The organism is Silvanigrella sp. (assembly GCF_044369315.1).
Lineage (GTDB): Bacteria > Bdellovibrionota_B > Oligoflexia > Silvanigrellales > Silvanigrellaceae > Silvanigrella.
Window position 1 is genome coordinate 1 of record NZ_JBIPMD010000256.1, and the last position, 4467, is coordinate 4467.

Consider the following 4467-nt stretch of genomic DNA (forward strand, 5'->3'; position numbering starts at 1 on the left):
TTACCTTGGAATTATCTTGATACTATCAACAAAATCAAAAACCACTCTCTATAAAAAATTTAATTCCATTCATTGTGTTTGTAAAATGCACTTATTGGGAGGACACATAGTAGAATCAATTAAGTTCCACTAATTATCTAATTCTCCAAGAATTTTATGAATAAATTTTGTCAAATACCTTGTTTTGACAATCGATTAAATTTATTAAATACAGTTGAATGAGAACCAAACTCCGTTGGAAGATCTCTCCATGGCGCACCAGTTTGCAACTTCCAAAAAACTGCTTCCATAAAAATCCGAATTTTATTTGAAAAGTGAATTTTAAATCCTTTTATTGCTAGCCTCGACCAAATTTGATCTGATATCATTGTTCTGAACGTGTTTTCTCGATTTCGTTAGATGTGGTAATCCAACTTTTGCGGGAAAAGTGCCAAAAATCAAGTCTTCTTCAATATTTAGAACACACCCAAGTTATTTTAAATATTTATTTCATTTAATCAATCGCATCTTTTATATTTAATTGTCAGTTTTATTATATAAAACCGCTTTTTATAAATTTATACTTGACTTTAATTGAATTTTAATTTCCGCTGGTATTTTATCAATTTTTGTGAGACTAATTGATTGAATTTCTTCTTTTTCAGTCAACTAGATACTACTTAAGATTAATGGATTAATATGATTTATTCGTAGTTTTATAGAGATAAATTTAATTATGAATTAAAGTGTTGCTTTAATATGGATTTTCTCTTTTTATTCTATAATATTATCTATTACTTTTAATTTATATAATGAAAGGTCTTTGATTTCATTCCTATAGGTTTCGATTCATTTAATTTTTAGTATATGTCTCAAAATTAAGAATCGTAGGCTTTATTATACCGCTTATATTTTCAATTTCTGAAAGAATGTGGCGATTAATTGAAATAGTATTATCTTTATTTATTTTTATAATTGCCATAGATGGTGTATAATTAGTTGATAGAAAAGTACAGTTTATTTCTTGAATTAAATATTCATCAGTATTCGATGATTTAATGATTTCATATTTAGCTCCAGTTTTTGTGCTACAAACATTCATATTTCCATTACTATTAATTATTTTTAAAACATTTTTATCTTTATCAAAAGAAAGTTCTGTTTTTTTTGCAACTGTTACTTCTTTATTTTCATGATCCACAATTTTAGAAAGTGTCCATGAAGTTCCGCGAATTGTCTTATGAAGATCAATATTTCCATTTACTAATGTACCTTCTTTGATTACTCCTCCTTGTGCAACAGAATCAGTTGTGGATGATTCTGATTTATTATCATCTCCTTTTTTTCCACATGATGTTAAAATTAAAGCAGAACCTAGAACAACCAATGCAGCTATTTTCATATTTTTTTCCTTATATGAGTGTAAATAAAGTTTTGGATGGTAAATTTATTAAAATACACAGTTTTTTAGTATTTCTTCGTGATTATTAATTATTTTTAGATTATCAGTTAGTTTGTAAATATTATCTTCAAAATCTTTTGTATAATTAATTGTAATTATTTTTTCATTATCTATTATTTCTTCATTTGTAATTTTAATTTTTTTAAACTTAAAATCTCTTGATGTTATGAAAAGTTCATCATTACTTATCCAATTTATTGAAGTTGAAGTTGTTTTTATAGAACTAATATCATTGTATTTTCCAAAGCATTGTAAAACATTATTTTCTGTATGTTTTTGAAACATAAAATCCATTCCGTCTATTTTATCTTTTAAAGCATAAACCCCACTTAATTTTCTTTTAAATAAATTATCAACTATCTCTTTTGCATTAGGCTTATTATCATCATTTATAGGCTTATCATTATTCCCATCTACAGGAGTACTAGGAGTAGTCTCTTCTACAGGAGCAGATTCTGCGCTTTCATTTGTATTTTTTTTTTTTTTTTTTGGTGAATTATTTTTACTAGAAGAAATAAGGCTTAAAGAGAGTCCAATTAAGGAATAAGTAAAAACATTTTTCATATATGTTTCCTAAAAAAATATTTATAATTTGATTTAAATAAAAAATCACGAATGAGATTTTTATTCTTTTTTATATTTATGAAATAAATTATTTACTGTCAATTGTAAAGTACTAAAAAATAATAATAATTGTTTTTTATTTATAAAAAAACATATTTTTTAGATAATTATAGGAATGAATATTATAAAATGATTTATTTTAGAAACAAAGAAAAGGAGAATAATATCTAAAAAATATGTAAATATATTTTAATTTCATAAAAAATTTACTTTTATATTTTTAAGACAAGATAATTTTGTTTCTGGATCATTTTATTTGTTTACTTAGAGAAATTTTAAATTTCATAAAAAATAAAAATCCAATTTCAGAGCCATTCTTAAGATAGAATAAAGCTTTCTAAATTGGATTAGGAGGGACTCGTTCAAATTATTTTTTTGTATATGTTTCATATTGAGTGTATTCAGACTCAATGCCCATTAAATTTTCAGTTGCATGAAATTTTGTGTAAACATTTCTGTTAAGAGTAAGGCTATTATCACTATCAATTTTAATGACTGCAAATGGAAAACGTTTTTTAATGCCTAAAATTCCAGCGCAACTTTCATTGCTATCTACAATAGAAAATTCATCGGACTTATCTGTTGTTTGAATAATATACTCGCCGCCTGTTTTGATTTTGCAATAATCAAAATCACCACCATTGCTATTTTCGATTTTCAAAACACTCTTATCTTTTTCAAAAGTAAGAATGGTTTTTTTTGCGTCTTTACTGTTTGAAGATTTTTTAAGTTCCCATGTGGTTCCGCGAATCTCTTTATGAAGATCGACGCCATATGTAAGTGTGCCTTCTTTAATTGTTTCATATTCTTTCGCTTTTTGAGAAGAATCCATTGTAGTCTGTTTATCTTGACTTTTGCTTCCGCATGAAGCAAAAAATGTAACGGAACCCAAAGCGATAAAAGATGCTAATTTCATAATCATTCCTTCATAATATTTTGTAAACATTTGTTAAAATAATCAATTTTAACATTTCATTTTATTATTATAGATATAAAATTAAATCAATATGATTAAAATTTAAAAATAATTCATAATTTTAAATATTTAAAATTTAATTTAAAATAGATACCCAAAAATAATTTTAAAATCTACTCTTTGGCTCTCGTGTTTTTAAAATGAAATTAAAAAAATATTCTAAAAAATATGTAAAATATACTTATATTATATAAAAATTAATTTCAAAATCAATTGATATTTTGAAGAAAAAATGTAATTCAGTTATTGTAATTTATTTTATTTAAAAAGGGGTATAATATGTATTTTTTGAATATTAAAAAACTTAAAAATCAAATAATATCGAATCAATTGTCTGAAAAGGATAAATTATTTTATTATTTAGGAACTTTTATTGTATATCTTTTGGGTTATGAAATAATACAATTAGAATCTATTCATAGAAATCGCTATGAATGGTTTTCATATGCTATTTATTTTTTAAGTGCTATATTATCTATTATTTTGTGCTATAAATTGAATGCTAGTAATAAAGAAAATGATTTTTTAGGAAAATATATTAGTATCAGTTTTGTTTTAAATAATTTGCTTTTTGTTTTGTTCATAATACCTTTTATTATTCTGACTGTTTTTATTCAAAACGAGCTCATTGTTGGTGTTATTTTTGAAATATTCTTATCAATTTCAAGCTTAATTTTAATGTATCGCGTTTTTAAAGATATTCAAATCAAAAAATCCTTGATAAGAAATACTTAATCTATTTTATACAACATTAAACTTTCTGCTTTTCCTTTTACCTTATGTTCTCCCATATTTTCCATATTTTGCTTTTGCTCTTCAGTTAATAAATGGTAAGTTTTTTCTGTCATTAATATGGAACAGTTTAAAATTTTTGTCATGCTTTCTACGCGTGAAGCAATATTAACGGTATCACCTATGACAGTGGCATCCATTCTTTTTTCTTCCCCAATAATACCAATAATCACCTTTCCCGAATTTAAACCAATTCCAATTTTTAAAGGGATTTTATTATTTAAAATTCTTGATTCATTCCAATTTTTTAATTCATTTACAATTTCTCTAGAAGCTAAAATAGCGTGATAACTTTCATTAGGGAATAGAGCCATAATTCCATCTCCTATATATTTATCAATAAAACCACCTTGTTTTTTGATAATAGGAGCGATAAATTTTAAAAAAGAATTGATAAATTCAAAATTTTCTTTCGGAGTTAATTTTTCAGACATCGATGTAAAATCACGAATGTCAGAAAACAGAACGGTCATATTCAGTTCAAGATAGTCACCTAACTTTACTCTTTTTATGTCATCTTTATTTAAAATATCAATAAATTCTTTTGGAATGAATCTTTGATAAGAAGCATTTGTTTCGTTTAAATTAAAAATAAGCTGCTTTACCGATTTACGCATGGTATCAAAACTTTTTG

General features: G+C 24.4%; 6 protein-coding genes. 1 reads left to right on the top strand and 5 read right to left on the bottom strand.

Annotated elements, in window-relative coordinates:
• Positions 1-170 precede the first annotated feature (170 nt).
• From ACIQ56_RS14865 to ACIQ56_RS14880, 4 genes are all read right to left on the bottom strand, one after another.
• Positions 171-368 (bottom strand): transposase, encoded by a 198-nt coding sequence (locus ACIQ56_RS14865; protein ID WP_397601827.1) that lies wholly within the window; start codon positions 366-368, stop codon positions 171-173.
• A gap of 464 nt (positions 369-832) precedes the next feature.
• A complete protein-coding gene (locus tag ACIQ56_RS14870; RefSeq protein ID WP_397601828.1) occupies positions 833-1381 on the bottom strand; it encodes a hypothetical protein in 549 nt (182 codons plus the stop codon).
• Positions 1382-1429: 48 nt separating this feature from the next.
• Complete coding sequence (locus tag ACIQ56_RS14875; protein WP_397601829.1) at positions 1430-2005, bottom strand: hypothetical protein; 576 nt, start codon at positions 2003-2005, stop codon at positions 1430-1432.
• Between the two features lie 427 nt (positions 2006-2432).
• On the bottom strand, positions 2433-2981 hold the full coding sequence (locus ACIQ56_RS14880; protein WP_397601830.1) for a hypothetical protein: 549 nt from the start codon (positions 2979-2981) through the stop codon (positions 2433-2435).
• 339 nt (positions 2982-3320) lie between these two features.
• On the opposite strand from ACIQ56_RS14880, the gene ACIQ56_RS14885 reads away from it, so the two are divergent.
• Positions 3321-3776: a hypothetical protein gene (locus tag ACIQ56_RS14885; RefSeq protein WP_397601831.1), complete on the top strand. Its 456-nt coding sequence runs from the start codon at positions 3321-3323 to the stop codon at positions 3774-3776.
• On the opposite strand, the gene ACIQ56_RS14890 is transcribed toward ACIQ56_RS14885, so the two are convergent.
• On the bottom strand, positions 3773-4467 hold a 695-nt coding region (locus ACIQ56_RS14890), incomplete at its 5' end, for an adenylate/guanylate cyclase domain-containing protein (protein ID WP_397601832.1). The genes ACIQ56_RS14885 and ACIQ56_RS14890 overlap by 4 nt on opposite strands.